The 21,563-nt window shown below is 33.8% G+C and carries 16 protein-coding genes; 2 read left to right on the top strand and 14 right to left on the bottom strand.

Features of this window, described 5'->3' with window-relative positions; genetic code table 11:
• Positions 1-107: 107 nt before the first annotated feature.
• The gene (locus GQ40_RS15955; protein ID WP_047550672.1) at positions 108-914 is read left to right on the top strand and encodes a hypothetical protein; all 807 of its coding nucleotides are present in this window, start codon (positions 108-110) and stop codon (positions 912-914) included.
• Here GQ40_RS15955 and GQ40_RS15950 read toward each other — a convergent pair.
• The 9 genes from GQ40_RS15950 to GQ40_RS15910 all read right to left on the bottom strand — a co-directional run bounded on the left by GQ40_RS15950 (position 896) and on the right by GQ40_RS15910 (position 11,968).
• Positions 896-2,215, bottom strand: coding sequence for a DUF2254 domain-containing protein (locus GQ40_RS15950; protein ID WP_052184296.1), 1,320 nt, complete (start codon positions 2,213-2,215; stop codon positions 896-898). The two genes, GQ40_RS15955 and GQ40_RS15950, sit on opposite strands and share 19 nt — an antisense overlap.
• A gap of 9 nt (positions 2,216-2,224) precedes the next feature.
• Positions 2,225-5,932: a metallophosphoesterase gene (locus GQ40_RS15945; RefSeq protein ID WP_047550669.1), complete on the bottom strand. Its 3,708-nt coding sequence runs from the start codon at positions 5,930-5,932 to the stop codon at positions 2,225-2,227.
• A gap of 71 nt (positions 5,933-6,003) precedes the next feature.
• On the bottom strand, positions 6,004-6,948 hold the full coding sequence (locus tag GQ40_RS15940) for an L-histidine N(alpha)-methyltransferase (RefSeq protein ID WP_047550666.1): 945 nt from the start codon (positions 6,946-6,948) through the stop codon (positions 6,004-6,006).
• A gap of 1 nt (position 6,949) precedes the next feature.
• Positions 6,950-8,095, bottom strand: a complete 1,146-nt coding sequence (gene egtB / locus GQ40_RS15935; protein ID WP_047550663.1) for an ergothioneine biosynthesis protein EgtB — start codon at positions 8,093-8,095, stop codon at positions 6,950-6,952.
• Between the two features lie 22 nt (positions 8,096-8,117).
• A complete protein-coding gene (locus GQ40_RS15930; protein WP_047550660.1) occupies positions 8,118-9,335 on the bottom strand; it encodes a bifunctional alpha/beta hydrolase/OsmC family protein in 1,218 nt (405 codons plus the stop codon).
• A gap of 18 nt (positions 9,336-9,353) precedes the next feature.
• A complete protein-coding gene (locus tag GQ40_RS15925; protein ID WP_047550656.1) occupies positions 9,354-9,872 on the bottom strand; it encodes a peptide-methionine (S)-S-oxide reductase in 519 nt (172 codons plus the stop codon).
• The gene (locus tag GQ40_RS15920; protein WP_047550653.1) at positions 9,872-10,153 is read right to left on the bottom strand and encodes a DUF427 domain-containing protein; all 282 of its coding nucleotides are present in this window, start codon (positions 10,151-10,153) and stop codon (positions 9,872-9,874) included. The genes GQ40_RS15925 and GQ40_RS15920 overlap by 1 nt, the downstream gene beginning before the upstream one ends.
• Positions 10,134-10,406 carry a hypothetical protein gene (locus GQ40_RS15915; RefSeq protein WP_047550650.1) on the bottom strand — a complete coding sequence of 91 codons (273 nt, stop codon included), beginning with the start codon at positions 10,404-10,406 and terminating at the stop codon, positions 10,134-10,136. The genes GQ40_RS15920 and GQ40_RS15915 overlap by 20 nt, the downstream gene beginning before the upstream one ends.
• Positions 10,406-11,968 carry a protein adenylyltransferase SelO gene (locus GQ40_RS15910; protein ID WP_047550648.1) on the bottom strand — a complete coding sequence of 521 codons (1,563 nt, stop codon included), beginning with the start codon at positions 11,966-11,968 and terminating at the stop codon, positions 10,406-10,408. Before GQ40_RS15910 ends, GQ40_RS15915 begins: the two co-directional genes overlap by 1 nt.
• A 143-nt stretch (positions 11,969-12,111) precedes the next feature.
• On the opposite strand from GQ40_RS15910, the gene GQ40_RS15905 reads away from it, so the two are divergent.
• Entirely contained in the window at positions 12,112-13,383 is a 1,272-nt protein-coding gene (locus tag GQ40_RS15905) for a Pycsar system effector family protein (protein WP_047550645.1), read from the top strand.
• On the opposite strand, the gene GQ40_RS15900 is transcribed toward GQ40_RS15905, so the two are convergent.
• The 5 genes from GQ40_RS15900 to GQ40_RS15880 all read right to left on the bottom strand — a co-directional run bounded on the left by GQ40_RS15900 (position 13,373) and on the right by GQ40_RS15880 (position 21,562).
• Positions 13,373-15,751, bottom strand: a complete 2,379-nt coding sequence (locus tag GQ40_RS15900) for a GAF domain-containing protein (RefSeq protein ID WP_047550643.1) — start codon at positions 15,749-15,751, stop codon at positions 13,373-13,375. The two genes, GQ40_RS15905 and GQ40_RS15900, sit on opposite strands and share 11 nt — an antisense overlap.
• Positions 15,752-15,882: 131 nt before the next feature.
• On the bottom strand, positions 15,883-16,347 hold the full coding sequence (locus GQ40_RS15895) for a hypothetical protein (protein WP_047550640.1): 465 nt from the start codon (positions 16,345-16,347) through the stop codon (positions 15,883-15,885).
• Positions 16,348-16,350: 3 nt separating this feature from the next.
• Complete coding sequence (locus GQ40_RS15890) at positions 16,351-18,468, bottom strand: glycoside hydrolase family 97 protein (protein ID WP_047550637.1); 2,118 nt, start codon at positions 18,466-18,468, stop codon at positions 16,351-16,353.
• A gap of 10 nt (positions 18,469-18,478) precedes the next feature.
• Complete coding sequence (locus tag GQ40_RS15885) at positions 18,479-20,134, bottom strand: alpha-amylase family glycosyl hydrolase (RefSeq protein WP_047550634.1); 1,656 nt, start codon at positions 20,132-20,134, stop codon at positions 18,479-18,481.
• 12 nt (positions 20,135-20,146) lie between these two features.
• Positions 20,147-21,562: an alpha-amylase family glycosyl hydrolase gene (locus GQ40_RS15880; RefSeq protein ID WP_081990232.1), complete on the bottom strand. Its 1,416-nt coding sequence runs from the start codon at positions 21,560-21,562 to the stop codon at positions 20,147-20,149.
• Position 21,563: the final 1 nt, after the last annotated feature.

Here is a 21,563-nt window from a genome sequence, read left to right as displayed (position 1 = left end):
TTAAATTCAGCATTAGAAATACCGGAAAATTAATTTTAAAGAATCTTTATGACTTTAGATTTTCGTTTACCAAGAAAAACTTTTTACTTTATTATAAATTAAACTTTATGAATTTTAATAGCTTTTTTATAATAATCCTTTTTTTTAGTACTTCTTCGTGTTACACTGGAAAAGTAACGCCTCTTGCCGATTTACCCTCGAGTTTAAAAGAAGCATCTGCCATTGAAAAAACAAAAAACTCAGATTTACTCTGGACTATCGAAGATGCGGGAAACAAGAATAACCTATATGCATTGAACTCAAAAATTGAAATTGTAAAAAACCTTGAAATTGAAAATGCGCAAAATAATGACTGGGAGGATTTAACGTCGGATAACTTCGGAAACATCTACATTGGAGATTTTGGAAATAACAGTAAAAAACGAGAGAATTTCACTATCTATAAAATAACAAATCCTGAAAAAGCAACAGATTTAACTACTGCGGAAGTGATAAGTTTTACACTTCCGAAGAAAATGGAATCTGAAGATTTTGAATCGTTTTTTCTCTACAATGACTACTTTTATATATTCTCAAAAAGTGATAAGGACTGCAAGCTTTTTAAGGTCCCTAATAGAAAAGGTGATCATGAGGCTAACTATATTGCTGAAGTGAAACTTGATGGAAAACACACAAAAGTTACTTCGGCAGATATTAGTGATGATGGTAAAACCGTTGTGCTATTAAACCATGAAAGGTTATGGAAAATCACAGATTTTAAATCTGATAATTTTTTTGATGGCAAAGTAAAATCATTAGCATTTGAACACGATTCCCAAAAGGAAGGTGTTGTTTTTATACATGATAATGAGGTTTTAATCACAGATGAAAAAACAAAACACGAAGGTGGAAAAATTTATGATTTTATCTTTTGATCTGAAGGATTTAAACGCTCTAATCGTTCAATCTGGGATTTGATTACTTTTAAATCTGCTTCATTTTCATGAGATTTTAAAGCATCATTTTTTAAATTTTCTATCTCCTTGACTACTGCTTTTTTGTAATGTTCATCTAAGACATCATCTATTTGCAACAGATATTGCAGCATTAAAAATAATTTTTGAACAATAATAAGGTCATGCTTACAATAGTTCCTTAGGGCAGCCATAACATAGAACAATGTTTCCTCAAAACTTACAGTTTTAATATATATTAGAGGTTTGTCATTGTCATCAAAATAATAGCTTTTATCCTTTTTAGTCATTCTTAACGCAAAGAGCTCTGTTAAGTAATCTATTGCGTTTATGCATGTTCCAGGATCGTTTATTCCTGGTGACATGGCTTTAAGAGCGATTTCTGTTATTTGTTTGAAGGCCAATACATAATTATCTTCAATAAGTTCGTTCTTAGAAAATGTAATGGTTTCTAAAAGTGATTTTTCAAGTTCATCATCTGTTTCTCCCTTTACTTTTAGAACAGGGATTCCTTTTAGTACATAGACGCCTTTTATGGGTACGATTTCAATTTTGAGATTATTCTCTTTTGATAATTCTGCCAATGCATTTAGACTTATGTCCTGCATGTAACCCGTGGATTTTGCCATTAGCGTTTTCCATTCACTAGTGTCTTCAAAGTCCGTATCTAGGTGCTTTTCTGATTCTACAAGTTTTTCTAGACGATTTTTAGATTTGGTGAAGATTTTATCCATGATGTTACTCACTTGGATTTCTTGTGAAATAGAATGAATAAAATATATAAATGCCCCCAAACTTAAAGTCATAAATATGATTCCTAATAACACCGAGAAACCTGGCATTTGGTACTTATCTCCATGAGGTGCGATAGAGACTAACGTAAAAATACAATACAGTAATGTAGCATTGTAAATACCCAATATTATTTGATGTCTTGAGTTAGAAATCAAGCCTGGAAGCAATCTAGGCGAAAAATTACTTGACGCTTGATTTAAAAGGATCATTACCAATGAAAAACTGAATACCATAATGGATATCAATCCTGCTATAAATGTCGTTAAAAGGCTTCTTGCAGTTTCTGTATTGTTTACTACAAGAATCGGTGCATGCTCAACGAGGTATTTAGAGATACCAACACTTTCTAAATAGATCATGAAAAATGCAAAGAAGATGCCTGCTGCACTTATCAAAGATGGATAGAATGCGATATTGCTCTCTAATTTTTCGAAATATTTTATGATGATGTAAAAATAACTTTTCAAAATAGTGTTTTAAAAATTTAGCCCAAAACCGAAAGAAAACCTGACTCCTTCTGAGCTATTAAAAAGATTAAACGTCCCTGAGAGACTTTCAGCAGCGGTTACCCAAAATCCACCTCCATAATCGTTATGCCATTTATCAGAAAAATCACCTTTAAGCCAAACTCTACCAATATCAAAACCACCAAATATACCGATTTGCAAAGGTAGTGTTCTTGTTTTAAAAGAATTAAAGCTGTATCTCACATCTGCGCTCCCTACAAATGAGTTTTTACCAGTAAAACGTTCTGCTCTAAAACCTCTCAAACCACTATCACCTCCAATATTTGCAGCTTGGTAAAATTGAAAATCGTCACCAACTCTTACTTGAACTCTGGCATCTGTCTTTAAAACCAGTTTACGATTTCTACTTATTGAATTATAAAATCCTAAATTAGAATTTATATAGCCATAAACGTTTTTGGCATCTTCAAGTTCGGTTTTACCTCCTACGGTCATTTTAAATGTCATCCCTCTAGAAGGATCTAGCTTAGAATCAAAACTTTCGTAATTATATTCGGTCTCTAAAGCAGCAAACAAACGCCTTTTGTAGAATTCATCAAATGATGCAGGAGCAAATTGTGTAATAAATCGGTTTGCTGTGTTATCGAGTTCAATAGCTTCAAAAACAGCTCTAAATCCATAATCACTACCAAAATTACCTTTCTTCAAAATACCAGCTTTTGCCATATAGATACTGGTCTTTACACGGTTATAGTCATAATCAAGTTCGTCATCGTTGTTTACGGTTTCATTTCCGAAGCCAAAAAAGTTATTTGTGAAATTATCTGATGTAAATTGTCCTCCAACATGCAAATTCCAGTCGTTCATGATATTTGCAAATTCACCGTCATAGGTTAATGAAAAACCACTGGTTGCAAAAAAATAACCTCCTTTAAATACGTGTTGCTGTGAGAAGGGATTTCTTTGAAACCCGTTTTTAGTTTTAGCAAATTGAAAACCTAAGGAAATACCGTCATCTGGATTATATCCTAATGCTGGTGTTATTGAACCATTGTTGACGATATGTTTTTGGTAATCAAATAGATTAAGGTTATAAACATCTGTAAATCTTATGGTTGCACCTTTATTTTTTTCTATTGTATTTGGTTTACTTTCATGATCGTAAACCTTCACTCTTCTACCTGAGTTTATTATATAAGTGTCATTTTCTTGACCACCAATTAATCTTGTAAATATTAAATTATTGGCTTTACCAGACACCTCAAAGACATCCTTGTCATCCAAGCCATAAACCCATATTTCTGAAGTGATATCTTTGTTGAATACCTTATCGACGATAACTTCTGCTTTTTCACCATCTATAATTCTTGATATTTTTACTTGGGTTTCATTATCGGCAACTCTTATGACCTCTATATAATCATCTTTATCTGTTCCTGTAAGAATCACCAATTCATTCAAATATTTATAGTAACGTTCAGCAATATCTTCTAAGTTTGATCGCCTACCTTTTAATTTTACCTTAATCTCTTCTAAAGTTTCGTCTCGAACTTCAATAGGTACTTTAGAGAAGGCTTTTTCTATAACTTCATCTGTAATATTATTTCTCAAGTATTTTGCGTGCTCCAGCCATTTTTCTTTGGTTGATTGTTGCACCAAAACCCGATCAAGTTTTACACCTGCAGAGTTCATCCATTTTACATCTTTTAACTCTTCATCGTAGACCTGCAATTGGTTGGTAGATCCAGATATGATTCGCATTACATCCAACAAGGTTCCATCAAAATTAGAAAACACTTGGTCACGATCTCTAGGTATTGGTCTAAAAAGCTTATCTCCATTCTCTTGGTTAAATTGTGCCCAGCGCCATTGGTCTTGATGGCGATCCCAATCACCAATTAACATATCAAACAATCGTGCTCTTATGTATGCGTTTTCATCGATTTTATATTTTTCATCTTCTCTGATTTTTTCTATAATATCGTGGGTACTTTCAATATCATCTGCATATCCAAAATTGCGCTCGTCTGTATAGTTATCTTCTGGACGTTCTTCTATCATGTAAAGCTCATCACCATAATCATTATTATATTTTCCCAAATATTTATGCTTCGGAATGTAAAAAATTTTAGGGTTTGTATGATAAATTTTACCTGCATCTGATAAATCTGGAACCACCATAAACGCGTAAGGATGTGCTGCTGTGTAAAAGTCCTGAATCAAACCTTCAATTGCAGTTTTTTCAAAATCATCCTGGATGTATGTATCCTTAAACAATACCGCTTGTAAATATTGAGTAGCGCTTTTTCTTAATGCTCTCATATTTAGCTCTCTACCATCTTTGGTTTTTAAGCGCAGTGATCTTGTTTGGTGGCCACCACCTGCTCTCACAATTTCCAGTCCGCCATATAATGTATCTAAAGTGGCAACTTGTGCTGTAATCTTGGTACTGTAAACTTCACGATAATGATCTCCCCAAACCGACTCAAAAAAACTGGTTTTTTCGGTTTCTTCTTTTGAATAAACAGATGTTTCTATCTCTTGAGGGAAGCTATCTGGTAAGTGTGACACATTATAATCTTTTGTTGGCTCATAAATTTGCTTAGCAAATAAATGTTTAGGTTGTCCATTTTCTTCTCCATAAATACTTACCCAGCTACTACCATCTTTATAAACTGTAAGCTCTGCAAACCCTTGTCCTCCATAAGAAAACAAACCATTATCACTCAATTGAGCATAAGATTCTTTTGCGCCAGATCCAGATACAATTTGCTTAATTCGGTCATTTTCTATGTATTGCAATGTATGTTCGTGCCCAGAGACGAATATCAAATTCTCAGACTCAAATGCCAAAGTCTCTAAGCGACTCATCAATTTATTGTAACTTTCATTATATCGGTCCTGGATAGAAACACCTCCTTGAGTTCTAATTTGCGCTATTAATGAAGCAAAAATTGGAACTGGCGTGTTACTTTGTGTTGGATACAAATGTTTTTTTGCTGCATAAAAACCACCATGAACACCATTTGTGTACATTGGGTGGTGCATTGCCAATACTATTGTTTTGTTTTGGGCTTTCTTAAGCTCGCCTTCTAATTCTTCAAAAAAACGATCTCTTGTTTTGATTTCACATTCGTCATTAATTCCTGGATTATTATTCCAATTTTCCAAGTACCACTGCGTATCTATAGCAATTAATTGAATATTTTCTCCTATATCAATACTTTCTAACGGACAACCATTTTCTGGTTGAAACGTATTTTTTCCCAAAGCATCTTCAATATATTTTTCTTGACGTTTTAAACCATCAATACCACCTGCATACCAATCATGATTTCCAGGTATAAAAACGACCTCTCCCTTAAAGTCTTTAACCGATTTTATTTGACCATTCAGAGCATTTTCTGCCTCTCTTCTTCCTGGTGTTCCCTCAAGTGGCAGACCATCTGGATAAATATTGTCTCCTAAAAAAATGGCAAAATCTTCCTTTGTGTCTTTACCAGAAATATGATTATTAAATGCAGTCAACGCTTTAGACATACCGCCTTGAGGTGATTTTCCTGCATCACCAACTAAGTAAAATGTTTTCTCAATTTCTTTATCTGGACGTTTTATACCTTTTTGCTCTTCCTCTCTATACTGCGGATGATAAGTCGCACAAGCATTAAAAAGTAGAAGCAATATAATTATTGAAGTATATCTATAAACATTAGTCATTATGTACGATTTAAATAGTAAAGGAGAGCATATAATATATAGTAATCCCTCCATACCAAATGTATTGATTATTAGCCTAACTTTTCCCAAAGGCTATCAGTAAAATAGTGCTTGCAATCTAAAAAATGGTTTTTTACACTGAAATTTGCCTCATCTGCCAAATTCTCTATATCTTCAATTGAGTACTTTTTAGAAAGCTCTGTCCATATAAGTTCATTTTGATTGAACTCAACCTGTAAGTCTAATTTTTCAATATGAATCGTTTGTTTTTTTAAGCTCACAATATAGCTTTTCACCTCACCATTTAAAGGATTGTAATAGCAATAGAAATCAAAATCATCAATTTTAAAATCAGCATTAAATTCTCTATTGATTCTCAGCAAAAGATTTAAGTTAAAACGCTTAGTAACTCCAGCGTTATCAAAATAGGCATTTTGTATAGTTATTGGATTTTTCTTTAAATCAATCCCAATAAGAAGTTTATCATTGACATTCATATTTTCATTAAAGAGCTTGATCAAATTGATAGCTTCTTCGCTTTGGTAGTTACCAATATTACTACCTAAAAACAATAAAAGACTTGGTATGTTATTTTTTGATTCCTCTTTTAGAATATCAAAATAATCGCCAACTCTTGGCTTGATGGATAATTTGGGCAATCGCTCTTTAAGTTTAGCTGAGAGTATCGTTATGGCCTCTTTGGAAATATCTATTGGCACATAATTAAACTCGATTTTTTCATTAACAAGATATTCAAGAAGCTTAAAAGTTTTAAAACCGTCTCCAGCACCTAATTCTATGATATTGAAAGGTTCGCTAAAACCTAATGCCTCAACAATTTGTTTTGATTGTAATGAAAGAATTTCAAATTCGGCATCTGTTAAATAATATTCTGGCATTTGCATGATCTCCTGGAATATGCGACTACCATTGTCATCATAGAAATATTTTGATGATAGAAATTTATCTTCAGCAGTTAAGCCCTTTTTTATATCTTTTGCAAACGTGGTATTCATATTATTTTACGAGTCTAATTCCTGAAAATTGCCATCTCATCTCTGGATGAAAAAAATTACGATATGTCGGTCTGCTGTGACCGTTGGCAGTTACGACCGAAGCACCTCGAAGCACCATTTGATTGATCATAAATTTACCGTTGTATTCGCCCAATGCTCCTGGTGCCTTAGAAAAATTTGGGTAAGGTAGATATGCACTATTTGTCCATTCCCAAAGTTGACCGTAGTCTAATTTTTTGGAAGCGACTTCCCATTCAAATTCTGTTGGTAATCGCATTTTTTTCCATTCTGCAAATGCATAGGCCTCATACAAACTTATGTGACTTACTGGCTGTTTTGAATTTATTGCTTGAAAACCTTGCAATGTATATTGGTGCCAATTACGGTCTATTTTATACCAATATTCTGGTGCTTTTACATTATTCTGTTGTACGAAATCCCAACCTTCAGCATGCCAGAGATTAAAATTTTGGTAACCTCCTGCTTCTATAAATTCCAGAAACTCTGCATTGGTCACTAATTGGTCTGAAATCTCAAATTCATGCAAATAGACCTTATGCTTACCCAGTTCATTATCATAAGAAAAATCTTTGCCTTCGTATCCAATATCATAAACACCTTCTTCAATTTTTAACCATTTGGAAGGTTTTTCAATTTCAGCTAAATGAATCGTGTTTTCAATCGTTGGGAAGGTTGGCTGATTTCCTAAAATATATTTTATGTCGTAATAGAATAACTCTTGATGTTGCTGCTCATGCTGAATGCCCAAAAGGATGACTTCTTTGGCTTTTTCCGAAGGAATTTCAGTAAAAAAATTAATCATTTGCTCGTCAACATAGGCACGATACTCATAAACCTGATCGACCGTTGGGCGCGTCATCAAACCTCTATTGGGACGTAATACGCGTTTACCAGCATTGTTATAATAGCTGTTGAATAAGTATGCAAAATCCTCATCAAAAGTTTTGTAATCTTTTTTATATTCTGAAAGTACAAATTGCTCAAAAAACCAGGTACTATGGGCCAAATGCCACTTTGGTGGAGATACGAATATTTTGGGTTGTACGGAATAATCTTCCGTTTGAAGTGGTTTACAAATAGAAATAAATCGTTGTCTTGTGTTTAAATATGAGTCTTTTAATGTCATCAATTGGTACCTGGAAAATATATTAAATTAATTTTGTTTCAATAATTATATCGCTTTGCAATGTTTTATGAACTGGGCATTTTGAAGCAATTTCTTTTAATCTTTGTTTTTGCTTTTCATCTAAATTACCTATAAATGTTAATTTTTTCATTAGATGATCCATTTTAGATGGTTTTTCTAAATCCAACATTAGATCTTCGCTGTGTTTTTTTGAATAGGTAATGTGAGCATAAACTTCTTGTAAGTCCCATTTTTTACGTTCGGCATACAATTTTAAAGTCATTACTGTGCAAGCAGCTAAGCCTGCACTTAGAAAATCGTAAGGAGAAGGACCAAAATCATCTCCTCCAACCGTAACTGGCTCATCTGCGATAAAACTATGTGTTGCTGTTTGGATGTTTGTTGTAAAATGATCTTCTTTTAAATTGAGATGTGCCACCAATTGCTCACCAGCAGTATCTAACATTTCATTTTCCTGCTTTGGAAAATACCGTTTTACCCAAGTCCCAATCACATCTCCAACATATAAGCTATCCTGGGATTTGCTCAATAAATGATCTGCTTGATCTAAACTCACAAAACTTTTTGGATGATGTGCTTTGAGATAAAGCTCCTCTGCATTTTTGACACCTACAATAGTATCAATTGGAGAATGCAAAATCAATAATGGTTTTCTAAGCTGTTTCACTATAAAAGGCAAATCGGTTTTATCAAAATCTGATACGAAATCTTCATTGATTTTAAAAGGACGTCCGCCAATATTAACTTCTATATCACCTTTAATTTCCTTATCAATAATATCATGCGAAAACAAATGCTTTACATGACTTACGCTGGCAGGTGCACCAACAGTTGCCACCGCCTTTACAGTATTTATTTTGGAGGCAGCGACTAGAACCGCAGCTCCTCCAAGAGAATGACCAACCAATAACGATGGTGATTGGTAATGTGCTTTTAAAAAATCACTAACAGCCATTAAATCCTCCACATTTGCAGAGAAATGACTTTCGGCAAATTCACCTTCACTTCGTCCCAAACCAGTAAAATCAAACCTTACAACTCCAAAACCATGATTTGTTAATGCTCTGCTAATATTTCTAACCGCACTTAACGAACTACTGCAGGTAAAGCAATGAGCAAAAATGGCAAAATTATTAGGCTTTTGATTTGCAGGCAACTCTAAATGGGCTTGGAGTTGGTAGCCTTTTTTATTTTGGATCTTTAATTTTTCACTTTTCATAATCGTTTGTTCAATTGCTTAATCAAGTATTAAGTGATTCAATTTTTCTGTATTGACATGTGTACTATATTCTTTTAAAAGCAACTTTAATTTTGGGTCTATGAACGTTTCGCAAAAGGGCTTTTTAGGATTTTTATAGTAATAATTTGTAATCTCTTCTCTTGAAGCTTTAAACTCACTAAAATTTAAAACACGTGTCACCAACTTACTTTTATATTGTTGTTTCAAAGCGTTTAAAATGGTTTCTGCTTTTATCTTTTGCTCATTACTAAAAGTATAGATTGCAGACCTATATTTGTCACGCATAGAATGATTTTTCGTGCTTTTATGAGTTAACAAATGTACTTCGATTAGTAGTTTGAGATTAACTGTTATAGGATTATAATTAACTATAATAGCTTCTGAAAAACTAGAATTCTCCTGAGTTGACGAGATATAGCCTTGCGCTACAGAAGTCACTCCCTTTAGGGATTGAAAAACTGCTTCTGTACACCAATGACATCCTCCTCCCAATCCTATTTTTTCATTATCACCCATTATTTAACCACCTCAACACCTTTCCAAAATGCAACATGTCCTTTGATAGATTTTGCTAAATCTGACACTTCTGGATAGTACCACGCAGCATCAATATTTTTCTTACCATCTACCTCTATTGTGTAATAGGATGCTTCTCCCTTCCAAGGGCACACGCTGTGCGATTCGCTATGTTTGAAAAATTCTCTATTAATACTTTCTTTTGGGAAATAATGGTTGTTTTCAATGACGATCGTATCATCACTTTCTGCTATAATTTGATTATTCCAAATGGCTTTCATATGCTATTGATTTATAATTTTTTAAAAATTGAATGACTTTTTCTTCCGCCATTTCACAAGGCTTTAGAAATTCTTTATTTGAGGTTTTGTAAAAATTTAAGCTAATAAAATTATTTCCTGCCAATTCCCTGGCATACACTTTTATACTTTTTCCGTTGTTAAAATCTGTTCTTGTCACTCCATATTTCTTATTCTGAAACGTAACCTCACTATATCCTTTTGGCAAGTTATTAATTTGTTTTAAGATTGACATTACGAACTACAGGATAACATTGAGCAACCCACTTTATGTCTTGCCCAGTCTGGACGTTTAGCAAACCACTTTTCGTGTTCTGGCTGTTCATCGTATGGTTTTTTAAGTAATTGAAACAGCTCATCGATACGTTTGTAATCTCCTTTGTTGGCATCATCTATTGCTAATTGCGCCATATAATTTCTCAAAACGTATTTTGGATTAACAGCATTCATTTTTGCTTTTCGTTTTTCTTCGGAAAGCGTTTCACCACCTAACCTTTCAGCATACATTTGAAACCAATCTCTCCACTGTTGAGCAATACTGCCAGAGATTTGATTTGGCACGTAAAACGCCTCTTTTACAATGTCCAATCCTTGTTTTGAATCTCCTTTTTTAAAATTACTTAAGCTTCTAAAAAAAATGGTCATATCTGTTTCTGTCAACAATAAAACATCTTCCAGATTCTGAATCAACAATTTATCATTACTATCACTTTCAAACAAACCTAACTTTGTTGTCATCATCTCAAATGATTTACGTTGAAAATCGGTTTTATAGTTTTCAAGAATATGCTCTAAAGGTTCTGTATCTTCAATTAACGGGTAAAGTGCATTCGCTAATTTGTATAAATTCCAGAGACCGATGTTTGGCTGATTTCCGAAGCGATAACGTTTATGTTGACTATCGGTTGTATTTGGCGTCCAACCAAAATCAAAGCCCTCGAGCCATCCATAAGGCCCATAATCTATGGTCAAACCTAAGATTGACATATTATCTGTATTCATCACACCGTGGACAAAACCTACGCGTTGCCAATGTATGATCATATCGAGCGTACGTTGGGAAACTTCAGCAAAAAAAGCAATGTAATTTTCTTTTGAAGGTGCTCCAATATTCGGGAAATGGTTCTCAATTGTATAGTCAACCAAGGTTCTAAGGGTTTTATGATCTTGCCTAGCTGCGAAGATTTCAAAATTTCCGAAGCGTAAAAAAGATGGTGCAACACGAGTAACAATTGCCCCTTTTTCATAAGCTTGATTGCCATCATACAACATATCCCTCAAGACCTCATCTCCTGTTAGTGCCAGCGATAATGCACGAGTGGTTGGCACACCCAAATGATGCATGGCTTCGCTGCATAAATATTCTCTTATGGACGATCGCAAAACCGCCAAACCATCTGCTGTTCTAGAATATGGCGTTTCTCCTGCACCTTTGAGTTGTACTTGCCATATCTTATTGCGATGTTCAACTTCAAATAAATTAATTGCCCGACCATCGCCTAACTGTCCTGCCCAATTGCCAAATTGATGTCCGCCATAACACATGGCATAAGGCTTGGTGTTTTCTAGTACTAGATTGCCTGTAAATACATTTTTAAAGTCTTTTGTTGCTGCATCTTTAGAGGATAAACCCAATGTGCTTAACATGTCTTCGGAAACGTGAATTATTTTAGGGTTATCTGTCTGCTTTGGTATAACATAAGAAAAACATGCCTCCTTTACCTGACGTCTTGTATTGTTTAGATTGGGATCTGAAGGTAATGATTTTGAGAAATTATTTTTTATGTGTAATTGCATGTACTTTCTTTTATGGATATGGCTATTTTTTTTTGTAATAAAGATATAAATTACAAATAAATTTGTCGAATATGCAGTCTGTGAATTACAGATTATGTTAAAACTTTATTTTGTAATTTTACTATAATATATAACCTCTATTTATGGCAACTGATCTTGTAAAAAAAACAGAAGAATTTGTATTTAATCTTTTAAATAAAGATTTAGATAATGTCTTTTTATATCACAACCACAAACATACAGAACGTGTTTTGAAAAGTACTCGAGAAATCATTGAAAACACAGATTTAACCAATGATGAAGCCGAAATTCTTGAAATTGCAGCTCTTCTACACGATACAGGCTATACCCAAGGGGCAGAAGACCATGAGGAAAAAAGCGTGAAAATTGGTACAGAATTTTTATCAAAACATAATGCAGATAAAAAGCTTATTGATGAAGTCAACCACTGCATCATGGAAACTAAATTTAAAGAAGTGCCTCAAACCAAACTTGGTAAAATTATAAGAGATGCCGATGCATCCCATTTTGGAAAGGATTACTTTGAAGAAGCCAGCGAGTTTTTGAGAAAAGAACTAGAACTTAGAGGTGTTGCTGAATATTCTCCTAGTGAGTGGAGAAATGAAAATATTAAGGTGCTTTCAAAAAAACACCAATACTATACTGATTTTGCTTTAAAAAACTGGCAATCCAATAAGGACAAGAACCTTGCTAGCCTATTGAAAGCGAAGAAAAAACAAAAAAAGAAGTATAAAAAAGAAGAAGTCAAGGCAAAGTTAAAAATGCAATACAAAAATGAGAGCCCAGAGCGTGGTGTTCAAACATTTTTTAGAACTGCATTAAGAAACCACATTAAACTTAGTGACATTGCAGATACTAAAGCCAACATTTTACTTTCTGTAAATGCCATTATCATCTCTGTAGTTTTGGCTAACTTGATTTCTAAACTAGACACAAATCCATACTTAACTTGGCCTACTGTGATTTTTACTTTATTTAGTGTGGCATCAATGGTAATGTCTATAATTGCTACAAGACCAAATGTAACAAGCGGTGAGTTTACCAAAGAAGATGTCAAGGATCAAAAAGTGAATTTGAGTTTCTTCGGAAATTTTCACAAAATGAAACTTGAGGATTTTGAATGGGCAATACAAGAATTAGTCAATGATAAAGATTATATCTACAAAGCTCTTACTAAGGATTTATATTTTTTAGGAAAGGTTTTAGAACGTAAATATAAAATTTTGCGTGTGACTTATACTGTCTTCATGATCGGTATCATTGTGTCCTTAATTGCATTTGGTATTGCAGTTAGAATGAATCCTGGTATTGATATTCAAAAAGTTTTGGATCCAGAAGAAGCTTCTATTTTAATCCTAGAAAATAAAATTGAAGATGCCTATGTTATTGGTTAAGCTCTTTCATTAAATCATCATAAGTATAGAAAGCCTTACTTTCGTTTTGATGGTAAAGTACATTAACCCGTAGAGCCTTTAAGCCAGTTACACCTTGCAGATCTTGAAGTTCTAAAATTTCGACTTCGCTGTCTAATACATTTTTAGATTGCAAAAATTTAATGTACTCCAAATACTCTTGTTCATCCTCTTTTTGAGAATATACAATGGTTATTTTACCGTTTTGAGTGATGCGTTCATCTGTGCCCTTAATTAACGCTTTGTCAACACGTTTTTTTACGACTTCGTAACGCGCATTGTAAGTTCCATCCACATCAAATTGTTTTTCATCCATTCTAAACCTAATTGACAATGGTTGATTAAAAACTAAGATCATTGAAGCAACATCCAGTCTTATTGGATATTGATCTTGATTTTGATAATATTCATTTTCCATTTCGCACATCACCTGCAATTGCCAAAGTCTTAAATTGTATAGATACACTTCATTAAAACTATCTTGTTTTGTAATTGACTCTCCAATATACATGTTATGCTCTACACCATCGGTTTTGTAACGCTCAAAATAGTGAGGGTACATCGCTTGGGCCTCTACCTGTTTGTCGTCTAATAGGGCAGCCATATTTTTATTTATGAGCGCTATTGTATCGTCATAATTTTTACGGTAGTAGTATATAACATGTAAGTCACTATCAATTTTATTGAAGTAATCCTCAATCTGATCTTTTAAATTAGGATTTTTTTTATGCTGAAACTTAAAAATTGGCTTTATCTCCTCTTTTAAAAATCTCGTAATATTATGTTCACTGTCTACTTGAAAATCAGATTCTAAATCATCTTTATAAGTTTTGGTTTGGAACATGATCTGCTCATAAATTGGGAGTTTTTCAAATTCTAAAATCGCTTTTAAAATTTTTGAAACTAATGTTAACTGAAGCGATAAATCCTTTTTAGTTGCATTATTTCTAGAGTTAGACGATCCCATAACATCCATTTGCCCATATAATGGATAAATATTATTAAAAGAAATCTTTCCAAAAACAGCATTATTGCCAACGGTGTGTTTGTCTTTTAAAAACTGTCTGGCAGCATCAACAAATTTCCAGTTAACACTAGGGTGAATCGTTGTACACTCCTGTTGAATAATCGCTTCTATCAAGTTTTCCTCCTCTACTTTAGAACGCTCCACAGCAGATACGATAAATGGCATCACATCTTCTAACCTATTGGCTATAATACTATTTAAAACATGAGGTTTAGATGATATGATTTCTAATATACCTAAAAGACCGTCTTTACCAGCAATAGGAGCAAAAATGGCGCTTTTTATACCTTGACTGTGAAGAACTTTTACATGAGGCATTTGATCTTCGGAATTATCAAACTTCCCATCCACATCAGATACAGAAAAATATTGCTTGTCTTTTAATAATTTATTGTAAGACCACTCACACAATGCATCAGAGCATTTTTTTGTTTCCTTATCATTTAGGAGATAACTATGGATCCCTGTCCCATAAACTCTTTCAAAAACATCCTCTTCTTTATTATATGTTGAAAATCCTACCTTAATATCCTTTAAACCTAAAAGCGAACGGAATATATTATGAAAATCTTTCATAAAACTTTCCCTTTTTCTTTTATCGCTTCCTATTAAACTGGATTTAATATTTGAGATCGATTGGTCGTCTGTTACATCAAAAATATTTGAGATCACGAAACCTTTAAAGGTGTAGCTATTTGGTGGAAATTTCTCTTTCCAAAGTTCTATATTTTCAAAATTGTCCAATAAGACGAGATAGTCTTCCTCTGTTATTTTTGGAGCATTAGGTTTTGGGAATATTTCAGTAAAATCTGCATTATAAAGTATTTTATAATATCGCAAAATACCGTTTGAATCTGGAATTTCATAAAAAAACGGACGTTTGAAATTTAAATTATACCCATAACAAAATGAAAGAATGATTGAACATGCGATGATATAGGTATCATCTTTAGGCATGTTCTTTATTTCGATTTCAAAATCTTCACCAGCATTCTTGATGATGTTCTTAAAACGTTCCGAAGAATTAAATATTAAATTATGAAATGGTACAGAAGCTGTTTTTATTTCATTTTTAGTTAAAATACGACTAAACGAATCTTGAAGAATAATGCTAATTTCTTTTTCCCGCACAACCAAATCATTTGGATCTGTTATACCGTCTCTAAGCTCTGGAAATCCTTCTGCTGTTTTTAGAACTCGACGTGCTTTTGCAGCAATGAACTCATCATCACTTTGAGATAACTCTTCATAATGACTCAGCAGTTTATCAAAACTTATTTTAAGTTCAAAGGGTGATTCTATATTAGAATTAATATTGTTCATAGCACGTTCTCCAATTCTACAAATTTACGAATTAATAGGTTAAGTCGTTCCTAGTCAGATTTTCTTACCATGAATAACTTTCAAAATAAATAATCGGGAAACTTATAACGGAAATAATAATTATGACAGCATTAATTTAGACGCATAAAATAGCCAAAAGTCCAATTAGCTCCATCACTTATAAAAGTAATGGTCTTAGATGGCGTATTTATAGTAATATCTGTATTTGGATCAGATTCCATATCCACAACAGTTAATCCCGTTCTTGAGTCACCTGGAAAAAACAAACCTCCGAAACTATAAATTTTCGCAGTTAAAACATCGTCAACATTTCGCATGATATAAATACGTCCAGGAACGGTAGCTGCATCGGGTAAAATAAATTCTAAATTACCTGTTGTAGGTCTTAAATTAATATAAATACCATCATCAATTGGGGTAGCAGACATACTTGGACCACCATTATAATCGACTACTTTTAAAGATAAATTACCGTTAATATCTAATGTACTTTTAGGCGTCGAAGTACCTATACCAACCTGAGAAAAACATAATGGTGATATTAAAATTAATGCTATTAATAAAAGGGTTTTCATAATCTATTGTTTCTTAATTATACTTATTGCACATCCACCGCCTTGAGCGAGATTCAATTGCAAGTTGGATTTTTTATTTACTGTAACCGTTTCGATATCTAAAGCTAGTGGGTTCTTATCCCAATGCGCATCTTTTGCATCTTTATAAATTGTAGCTATATACTCTTGATTTTCTTCCAAAAAATCAAAACTGATTTCAAATTCTCTTGAATTTTCATCTGTAATACTACCTAAAAACCAATTTCCTGTTCCTTTTTCTTTTCTGGCTATAGTTACAAAATCACCAACTTCTCCGTTCAATACCTTTGTTTTTTCCCAATCTACACCAACGTCTTTTATAAATTGAAAAGGTTCTGGGTTAGCCTCGTAGTGTTCTACCAAATCTGCTGCCATTTGGATTGGACTATAAATAACAATGTACAAAGCCAATTGTTGCGCCAATGTTGTATTCACCTGATTATCTTTTTTGTACTCATCAAATTTGATATTAAAAATCCCAGGTGTAAAATCTATAGGTCCAGCCAACATTCTTGTAAAGGCTACTATTGGTAAATGTTCTGGTGGATTGCCACCATCTTCCGCCCACGCATTAAATTCCTGTCCGCGAAGTCCTTCCCTAGAAATAATATTAGGATATGTTCTTCGCAGCCCAGTTGCTTTAATTGGCTCGTGTGCATTCACAGCAACCTCATATGTAGCTGCCTTTATGGCTGCATTATTATATTGATTGACCATATATTGTCCATGGTGGTATTCTCCTTTTGGTAAAATCTTTCCAACATATCCAGATTTTACAGTATGCATCCCGTATTTCTGCATTAAAGCATAAGCTGTGTCTTGTTGTTTTTCATAAGTTTCTGTTGCTGCCGAAGTTTCATGGTGCATAATAATATCAACACCTTTCTCTTTTCCGTAGCGCACCACCTCATCTATATCGTAGTCTGGATATGTGGTTACAAAATCAAAAACACCTTCACGGTCTTCAAAACCAATCCAATGTTCCCATCCTGTATTCCAGCCTTCAACCAACACACCTCCAATATTATTTTTTGCTGAAAAATCAATAAAATTCTTAACGTTCTCTGTGGTTGCTCCATGTTTTCCGTGGGCTTTTCCAGTATCTGTCCATTTGCCATCTTTCATTTCCATACCATAATCCCAAGAAGATTTTCCTAAGTGCATTTCCCACCAGATCCCTGTATATTTCATTGGTTTAAACCATGAGACATCTCCTAATTTATTTGGTTCATTTAAATTTACAATAAGATTCGACTCTATTAAATCTGGTGCATTATTTGCAATTTGAATCGTTCTCCAAGGCGTGTTAAAAGGCAAGTTTCTTTTTACTTTATAATCTGTATTTTTGGATCCAACCAGATTACTTTCTAAATTGAGATTTTCTGTATCAATTTTTAACGTCATTCCAGAATAATCCACCAAAGCAGCTTCATGAAAACTCAAGTGCAAACCATCCTCTCCAACCATTGTCACTGGCGTATTTACTGCGTTTTCTGGAATGTAGGTTTGCGCTAAATTAACATGTCCAACATATTTTAAAGCATCAATTTCCGAAAGTTTCGAGGTTGAATACAAATGTTCATAAATGTCCCAATCTCCAGGAATCCAAAACGTTTTATAATCTTGAGTTAAGTTAAACTGCGTATGCTCATCAGTAATTTCAACATCCTTTAAACGTTCTTGCTCAGGAAATTCATATCTAAACCCAACCCCATCGTCATACACTCTAAAAACGATATTCAAAAAGCGTTCTGGCGATACTTTTTCTTGAAGAAATATCTTTAGTTCTTGATAGTTGTTTTCTACATCAACCTGTTCTCCCCAGGGCATTTGCCAAGGCTCGTTATGAGCTTGATTTTCAGAATTTTTAATTATAAAGTTCTTTTCAAAGTTTGGAACATTCTTAAACTCGAAGCCTAAAAATGACGTATCTACAACTACCTTTTTATTAGTCATAACCAAATAATAAGGTTGACCATCTTCAGTAACATTAAAATTCACCTCAATCGTTCCGTTTGGAGAACTTGCTTTGAATTCTTTTTTTTCTTCGGAAGTATTGCAGGACAATAGTGTTGCTGCAATTAATAACATTACATATTTCATGGATCTAATTTTATTTCTCTTCTAAAAGCACTATATCAAATTCTGAATCTAGCTCGACCTTTCCGTTTTTAACTGTAACCTCTTGATTGGAATACGCATCGCGCAACACAATACCATCCTCAAATAACTCACTTACATTTAAGGTTTTCTTGCCTGGATCTAAATCCATAGCCACAACAACTAAATCCTTAAAATTTCCGAAGTTATAACTTCTATAGAACGTATATGGCGATTGCGTTATCATTTGATGTGTGCCTGCTCCAATGGCAGGATGTGCATTTCTAAACTGACCTAATTTTTGCCAGTGCTTTAAAATCTTTTGAGTTTTTGGATCGTTTTCTATAGCGTCCCAATTCATGTTAGATCGCAAAGTTGCATCTCCAACGGTGCCTTCTACCACTAAATTTCTAGCAGATTCGTCACCATAGTAAATTTGGGACGCTCCTGGAGTAAGTAATAAAATATTAGCGGTTTCATACGGTTTCTCCCGAGTTGGATCAAATGGCTGACCATCGTCATGAGAGCTCAAATAATTAAGCACGCTGTAAGATTTTAGACTTGTATGTAACGTGTCTGCATAACGTTTAAAAATCTCTTCTTTGGTTTGCTGAGCTGCGTTGTATTTCAATTCAAAATTAATAAGGCTATTGAATGATTTATCAAAATAATTGACTTTTTGATCTCCAAAATCAAAAGCTTTGCCTGCGCTAATTCCGTAGTTATATACTTCTCCAACGAGATAAAACCCGTTATCGTCAAGCACTTTTTGCGGATTTTTAGACTTAAATTCTGAAAAAGCAGCATTACAAACTGTTCTAAATTCTTGCCATACAGACTCTTCGGTATGTTTTACAGTGTCAACACGGTAGCCATCTATACCATAATCTGTAATATAATCTGAAAGCCATTTCATTACATAAAACCGTGGTGCTCTTGGGTAGCCAGTGGTGTTAAAAAAATCGTCAAGTTCTTTTACTTCTTGATCGTAGCGACCTTCTGCTTTCCATTTTTCTACTAACTGTGGAGGCAACTCTACGGTTTCGTTACTTTCAGTTTTAATATCTGGAAGGTTTTTTACGAGTGTACAAGAAATCGTGTTTTCGTAACTATCATAGGTACACTGTGGCTCTGTCCTCACCCAACTTTCTGGCCAAACTGGATCTTTTTCTGTTACAGGACCTGTATGGTTAACAACTGCATCTAACAATACTCTAATGCCTTTTTTATGAGCAGCATCGACTAGATTTTTAAGGTCTTCTTTGGTGCCGAAATTTGGATCTAAGGTTGTCCAGTCTTTGGCCCAATAGCCATGAAAACCGTAACTTACACCTGTACCTTCGTCTGTACCTCCATGGATTTGCTCCACAATTGGTGTCATCCAAATAGCATTGACTCCCAAATCTGAAAAATAACCGTCTTCAATTTTTTGAGTAACCCCTTTTAAGTCTCCTCCTTCAAAGCCCCTTAATTTACCAGTCTCTTTTGTGCGGTCAAAGTTGACATCGTTAGAGGGATCTGCATTATTAAAACGATCGGTCAATAAGAAATAAATATTTGCTGCTTCCCATACAAAAGGTTTTTCTGGTTTTTCAACAACCTCGTTTGGTTGTGATTTGCATCCCATAACGGTCATAACAATTACTACTATAATGGTTAGTTTTTTCATTTTTAAAAATCTTTATTTAAGGTCTTTTGTCTTTACTAAAATTTTATAATCCCATGGTTCTAAATCCATTTTAGAGGTGTTATCTAACGTCACAGACTCATTAGTTTCAAAATCTTTGTAATCACCAAAAAACAAAGACTCTTTGAATTCTACGGATTTCTTTTCATTCGAAAAATTAAATACCGCAAACACTTTATCATTTTCATTTTGGCGCACAAAACTTAATACTTCGCTTTCAAAATTATTAGGAATTTTAATCATTCTTGCTCCCCAATTGGCATGCCATAATGCAGTGTTATTTTTCATTAGGGCAAAAAGCTTTTTGTATAAATCGCCAATAGCATGTTCTTGCCATTTAATTGCGTCTTTTTCAAAGAACTCTAAGCGTTTTGAATTTCCAGCTTCTTGACCATTATATATTAATGGCATGCCTTCTCCAACAACAGATAATGCAATTGCTGCTTCTAAACCATCGCCAAATTGCTCAAACATGGTTCCTTCCCAAGCATTCATATCGTGATTGCTCGTAAAGGTCATTCTCATGGTATTTTCAGGAAAGAATTTTTCGTTCCATGAATAATAGACATAGAGTTTATTCACATCTGCTTCACCCATACAAATTTGGTGCATCGCTTCATTCCAACTCCAGGCGTAAGTCATATCAAATGCATTCGCATGCAAGTCTCTTGACTCCCATTCTGCCAACATAAACACAGGTTTAATTTTATCTAATTCTTCTCTTGCGTTTTCCCAAAATTCAATAGGAACAAATCCAGCAGCATTACATCTATAACCATCAATTTGAGCTTCTTTTACCCAATATGTCATTGCTTCAGTCATGTATTCCCTAACTTCTGGTTTACTGAGATCCAAATCAATTATATCACTCCAATCCCACCATGGTGTTGGCATATAATCACCTTTATAATCTTTTTGATACCAATCTGGATGCTTTTCAACCAACACATTATCCCAAGCTGTATGATTGGCTACCCAATCAATAATGACATACATGTTTTGCTCATGCGCTGCATTTACAAAATCTTTTAGGTCTTCTAGTGATCCAAATTCAGGATTTACACTGTAATAATCTTTGACAGCATAAGGACTACCTAAAGTTCTTTTTCTGTTCTTTTCACCAATCTCATGTATGGGCATTAACCAAATAATATCAACGCCTAACTCTTTAAGTCTTGGTAATTGTTTTTGAGCAGCTTTAAAAGTACCTTCTTCGGAAAACTGCCTTGTATTTATTTGATAAATAGTCGCGTTTTTACTCCATTCTGGATGTGTCAATTTTACATAATCCTGTGGCTCATAAACACTAGTATTTTCATCTTTTTCTATCACCTTACTATCTATCTCTTTTTCTTGATTACAAGAAATCATGACACAGAATAAAATGATATGCAGTACTGCTTTTTTCATC

This window comes from Psychroserpens sp. Hel_I_66 (assembly GCF_000799465.1).
Classification (GTDB): Bacteria; Bacteroidota; Bacteroidia; order Flavobacteriales; family Flavobacteriaceae; genus Psychroserpens.
This window is presented reverse-complemented; position numbering and strand designations above follow the sequence as displayed.

Bases quoted from the DNA above. Each gene is read 5' to 3' on its own strand.
- egtB (WP_047550663.1), bottom strand. From the start codon at position 8,095: ATGACATTAAAAGACTCATATTTAAACACAAGACAACGATTTATTTCT.
- GQ40_RS15885 (WP_047550634.1), bottom strand. From the start codon at position 20,134: ATGAAAAAACTAACCATTATAGTAGTAATTGTTATGACCGTTATGGGA.
- GQ40_RS15940 (WP_047550666.1), bottom strand. From the start codon at position 6,948: ATGAATACCACGTTTGCAAAAGATATAAAAAAGGGCTTAACTGCTGAA.
- GQ40_RS15920 (WP_047550653.1), bottom strand. From the start codon at position 10,153: ATGAAAGCCATTTGGAATAATCAAATTATAGCAGAAAGTGATGATACG.
- GQ40_RS15880 (WP_081990232.1), bottom strand. From the start codon at position 21,562: ATGAAAAAAGCAGTACTGCATATCATTTTATTCTGTGTCATGATTTCT.
- GQ40_RS15905 (WP_047550645.1), top strand. From the start codon at position 12,112: ATGGCAACTGATCTTGTAAAAAAAACAGAAGAATTTGTATTTAATCTT.
- GQ40_RS15945 (WP_047550669.1), bottom strand. From the start codon at position 5,932: ATGACTAATGTTTATAGATATACTTCAATAATTATATTGCTTCTACTT.
- GQ40_RS15925 (WP_047550656.1), bottom strand. From the start codon at position 9,872: ATGGGTGATAATGAAAAAATAGGATTGGGAGGAGGATGTCATTGGTGT.
- GQ40_RS15890 (WP_047550637.1), bottom strand. From the start codon at position 18,468: ATGAAATATGTAATGTTATTAATTGCAGCAACACTATTGTCCTGCAAT.
- GQ40_RS15930 (WP_047550660.1), bottom strand. From the start codon at position 9,335: ATGAAAAGTGAAAAATTAAAGATCCAAAATAAAAAAGGCTACCAACTC.
- GQ40_RS15955 (WP_047550672.1), top strand. From the start codon at position 108: ATGAATTTTAATAGCTTTTTTATAATAATCCTTTTTTTTAGTACTTCT.
- GQ40_RS15900 (WP_047550643.1), bottom strand. From the start codon at position 15,751: ATGAACAATATTAATTCTAATATAGAATCACCCTTTGAACTTAAAATA.
- GQ40_RS15895 (WP_047550640.1), bottom strand. From the start codon at position 16,347: ATGAAAACCCTTTTATTAATAGCATTAATTTTAATATCACCATTATGT.
- GQ40_RS15910 (WP_047550648.1), bottom strand. From the start codon at position 11,968: ATGCAATTACACATAAAAAATAATTTCTCAAAATCATTACCTTCAGAT.
- GQ40_RS15915 (WP_047550650.1), bottom strand. From the start codon at position 10,406: ATGTCAATCTTAAAACAAATTAATAACTTGCCAAAAGGATATAGTGAG.